Here is a 4,675-nt window from a genome sequence, read left to right as displayed (position 1 = left end):
GACTCTCCCACGAATGTTCGAAGAGAGCGCGGCGCGCAACGCCTCGCGAATCGCACAACGGTACAAGGGAGGGGTCTACGACCGCTCTCTCGTCGACGCGGGCGTCGTGCCGGCAGCACCCAGTGGCGACTACGCAGAACTGACCTACGAGTCGATGCGCGACATCGTCAGAAACCTCGCCGCGGGGTTCCGCGAACTCGGCGTCGAGACGGGCGACCGCGTCGGCATCTTGGCCCACACACGGATGGAGTGGGCCCAGACGGACTTCGCAGTCCTCGGTGCCGGTGGCGTCGTCACCACCGTCTACACCTCGTCGTCGGAACGGCAGGTCCGATACCTCCTGTCTGACCCCGGCGCGAACGCCGTCGTGGTGGAAAATCAGGAACTCCTCGAACGCGTGTTGGCCGTCGAAGACGACCTCGACCTGAAGTTCGTCGTCGTCGTGGACGAGTACGACGGGTACGAAGACCGCGACGACATCCTGACACTCGGGGAACTACACCGACGCGGTGAGGAGGTCTTCGACGAAGCGGCCTACGAATCGTGGCTCGACGAACGTGACCCCGACGACCTGGCGAGTCTCATCTACACCTCTGGGACCACGGGACGACCGAAAGGCGTCCAACTCACCCACTGGAACTTCCGGTCGAACGTCAACGAGGCCTATCGACGGTTCGGCCCACGCCCAGACAAGGGCGACTTACCTGTCATCGGCCCCGACTCGGTCGCGCTCTCGTTCCTGCCACTGGCACACGTCTTCGAGCGGATGGCCGGGCACTTCATGATGTTCGCGGCGGGTGCGACCGTCGCTTACGCGGAGAGTCCCGACACGCTCCGTGAAGACTTCCAACTCGTGCAACCGACGACCGGCACGAGCGTCCCGCGCGTGTACGAGAAACTGTACGACGCGATTCGCACGCAAGCGAGCGAGTCGCCCGTCAAACAGCGTATCTTCGAGTGGGCCGTCGGCGTCGGACAGGACTACCACACGACCGACGCACCCGGGTACGCACTGACGGCGAAACACCGCATCGCCGACCGACTCGTCTTCGAGCAAGTTCGCGAGGCACTCGGCGGCAACCTCGACTTCTTCATCAGCGGCGGTGGCAGTCTGTCGGCGGAACTGTGTGCGCTCTACCACGCCATGGGTCTCCCAATCTTCGAAGGGTACGGTCTCACGGAAACGTCACCCGTCATCTCGGTCAACCCCCCTGAAGAACCGAAAATCGGCACCATCGGCTATCCCCTCCGAGACGTCGAGGTGAAACTCGACAAGAGCGTCGTCGGCGACCAACTCGGTGCTGCGGGCGGTGACGTGGGTGAACTCCTCGTGCGCGGCCCGAACGTCACGAGTGGATACTGGAACCTCCCCGAAGAGACCGAAGCGGCCTTCGTCGAAGACGACGACGGAAACCGCTGGTTCCGCACCGGCGACATCGTCGAACTCCGCCCCGACGGCTACATCACGTTCCGCGAACGCGCCAAACAGATTCTCGTCCTCTCGACGGGCAAGAACGTCGCTCCCGGCCCCATCGAAGACGCATTCGCGTCGTCGTCTGTCGTCGAACAGTGCATGGTCCTCGGCGACGGCCACCGCTTCATCTCCGCGCTCATCGTCCCGAGTTTCGACGGGCTACAGAAGTGGGCCGAAGCGGAAGGAATCGACCTGCCCGAGGAACCGAAGGCAATCTGCCGCGACGACCGAGTCGAAGCGCGCATCCAACGAGAGGTCGACGAAGCGAACGAGAACTTCGAGTCGTACGAGAAGATCAAGCAGTTCCGCATCGTCCCCGAGGAGTTCTCCGAGGACAACGACCTGATGACGCCGACGATGAAGAAGAAACGACGGAACATCTTGGACCGCTACGCCGACGAGGTGTCACTCATCTACGAGGAAGCAGACCACCGGACCGAAGAGAGACACGGGAGCGACCAGCCCGCGACACAGTAGAACCTGATAGACTAAACTTTTCAAAGATATATCTGCACGAACGTTTTGGCAAAACCGCAAAAATGCCCCTCGAGATGTATGGTTTTATCTTCCGTCGCCACATGGACCGAATCAATGGAGGCGATATAGGTGGCCGCAGCAGGAGGAGCAAATCTCATCCCGCTCGTCGCCGCAATCATCGGCATCGGCGTTGTCTCGCAGGTGCTCTCGGACCGATTCAGAGTCCCGAGTGTCGTATTTCTCATCGCATCCGGGATACTCCTCGGGCCGGAGGTCCTCGGCATCATCTCTCCCGACTCGTTCGGGAACGCACTGCAAGCAATCGTCGGGCTCTCGGTCGCAATCATCGTGTTCGAAGGGGCGTTCCACATTCGAATCGACAAACTCCGAGAGGCGCCGGCGGCGACGTTCCGTCTCGTCACCATCGGGGCGGCTATCTCGTTCGTCGGGACGGGACTCGTCGTCCACTACGCGCTCGGCGCGCCGTGGGCGGTGTCGTTCCTCGTGGGTGCACTGCTCGTCGCAACCGGCCCCACGGTCATCGCACCAATCCTCGAAGTCGTCCCGGTTCGGGACCGCGTCGGGGCAGCACTCGAAACCGAGGGTATCGTCAACGACGTGACGGCGGCCATCGTCGCCGTCGTCATCTTCGAGGCGATTCTCGAAGGCGTCACCAGTCCAAACGCACTCGTGACGCTGTTCGCCGAGCGACTCGGCGTCGGCGTCGTGGTCGGTGCAATCGTCGCAGGGACGCTGTACTACGCGCTCCAGTACGTCGACCTGTCACCCGGAAACGCCCCACAGAACGCCCGTCTACTCGTCCTCGCAGGGGCGCTCGTGTCTTACGCGGTGGCAGACTTCGTCGCCACCGAAGCAGGCATCGCCGCCGTCGCGACTGCGGGCATCCTCCTCGGGAACGCCGAGGTCCCCTACGAGAAGGAGATTTCGGCGTTCAAGGGTGACATCACCCTGCTCGTCCTCTCGTTCGTCTTCATCGCCCTCGCGGCGTTGCTCGACTTCGAGAGCCTGCTCGCACTCGGCATCGGCGGCCTGGCAGTCGTAGCAGCTGTCGCCCTCGTCATCCGCCCGCTTCTCGTCTTCGTCTCGGCGAGGGGCGACCGCTTTACCAGAAGCGAGAAGCTCTTCATGAGCTTCGTCGGCCCGCGCGGTATCATCCCGGCGTCTGTCGCGACACTGTTCGCCATCGCGTTCCGCGAAGAAGCGACCCGACTCGCCGCCGAAGGGATGACCCAGCAGGCCGCCGTCCTGAACGAGGGCGCCTCGATTCTCGTCGGGACCGTCTTCCTCGTCATCCTCACGACCGTCCTCTTCGAGGCCGGTCTCGCTCGTCAAATAGCAGAATACCTCGACGTCATTCCAATGCGTGTACTCGTAATCGGAGGCGGAAAAGTGGGCCGTGCGCTCGCCGAACGCCTCGAAGACCGTGGAGAGAACGTGGTCCTCATCGAACAGGACCAGGAAGTAGTCCAGACCGCCCGAAACCTCGGGTTCACCGTACATCACGGTGACGGCGCCGACACGGATGTCCTCCGGTCGGCCGGCGCCGGCAACGCCAAAGTCGTCGTCGCCGCCACCGGAGACGACGACGTGAACCTGCTCGTCTCGCAACTCGCCAACTCGAAGTTCGACCCCGAGAACGTCCTCGCACGGGCGAACAACCCAGACAACGTGGAGGCGTTCGAAGAACTCGGCGTCCGGACCATCTCGTCGACCATCGCCACCGCGCAGGCGCTCGACAACTACATCGAACGGCCGACGATGTCCAACTGGATGGGCGAAATCGGTCGCTCTGGCGACGTACAGGAGGTCGAAGTCACCGCCGAGAACCTCGTCGGGCGAACCATCCGCGAAGTCGGCCCCGAACTCCCGAGCGGGTGTCTCGTCGCACTCGTCTCTCGCAACGGCGACACGAACGTCCCCGACGCGGACTTCACGTTACAGGAGGGCGACCGTATCACCATCATCGGCGGACGCGACGCCGTCCGCGACGCAGAACGACTCGTCCATCCGGAGTAACCGCGACGCTCGCGGACTCGAAGTGGGTCGGTACGGGGTCCGGCACCGATTTTAGCGTCGGGCCCACCGCAAGAAGACGGCCCAGTATCCCACCGTAAGCGCGACGAGAACGTACCACGCGGGCGCTCCGAGGTCGGGTCTCGGAACGAATCCCACCGAGGCGGCACCCGCGGCAGCGAGCACCGTCACCACCCCCGTCAGTACAGTCGTCGAGAGATTCATCGGTGGTGTATTGTTCGTCACCCCAGTATGAACGTGACGAAAGGCGCATGTACGTTCGTGATAGTTAGCTATCCTATGTGGGGTCTCGACAGCGAGAGGGTACACCCGCACGGGTGTCGCCAACACTAACGATTATTCGGTTGGTTCTCGAAGGGCGACTATGCGACACACGGAGGGCCCACTCTGTTCGGTCGACCTCGGGGCACGGACGGCCGACACGAGCGACATCGACCACGTCCTCGAATCGTACATCGGCGGCCGGGGCGTCGCCACGAAACTGGTCCACGACCGCGTTCCGTTCGACGCCGACCCACTCGGGGCCGAGAACCGACTCGTCCTCGCCGCCGGGCCGATGCAGCAGTCGCGCATGAGTTTCACTGGTCGAGTGAGCATGACCGGTGTCTCGCCGCTGACGAACGGTCTCGTCTCGTCGAACGCCGGCGGGTTCCTCTCGCGGCACCTCGT

At 63.3% G+C, this 4,675-nt stretch carries 4 protein-coding genes; 3 read left to right on the top strand and 1 reads right to left on the bottom strand.

What is annotated here, in order from left to right:
• Together AUR66_RS02530 and AUR66_RS02525 are read left to right on the top strand one after the other, a co-directional pair.
• A partial coding sequence (locus AUR66_RS02530; protein WP_058570949.1) for an AMP-dependent synthetase/ligase occupies positions 1-1,951 on the top strand: 1,951 nt, incomplete at its 5' end.
• A 129-nt stretch (positions 1,952-2,080) separates the two neighbouring features.
• Positions 2,081-3,988: a cation:proton antiporter domain-containing protein gene (locus AUR66_RS02525; protein ID WP_058570948.1), complete on the top strand. Its 1,908-nt coding sequence runs from the start codon at positions 2,081-2,083 to the stop codon at positions 3,986-3,988.
• Between the two features lie 51 nt (positions 3,989-4,039).
• Here AUR66_RS02525 and AUR66_RS21660 read toward each other — a convergent pair whose 3' ends face one another.
• Positions 4,040-4,210, bottom strand: a complete 171-nt coding sequence (locus AUR66_RS21660) for a hypothetical protein (protein WP_197409657.1) — start codon at positions 4,208-4,210, stop codon at positions 4,040-4,042.
• A 160-nt stretch (positions 4,211-4,370) separates the two neighbouring features.
• Between AUR66_RS21660 and AUR66_RS02520 the strand changes: the two genes are divergently transcribed.
• Positions 4,371-4,675: aldehyde ferredoxin oxidoreductase N-terminal domain-containing protein (locus AUR66_RS02520; RefSeq protein ID WP_331456970.1), on the top strand; the 305-nt coding region annotated here is incomplete at its 3' end.

The sequence above is a fragment of the Haloferax profundi genome, from assembly GCF_001469865.1.
Lineage (GTDB): Archaea > Halobacteriota > Halobacteria > Halobacteriales > Haloferacaceae > Haloferax > Haloferax profundi.
This window is presented reverse-complemented; position numbering and strand designations above follow the sequence as displayed.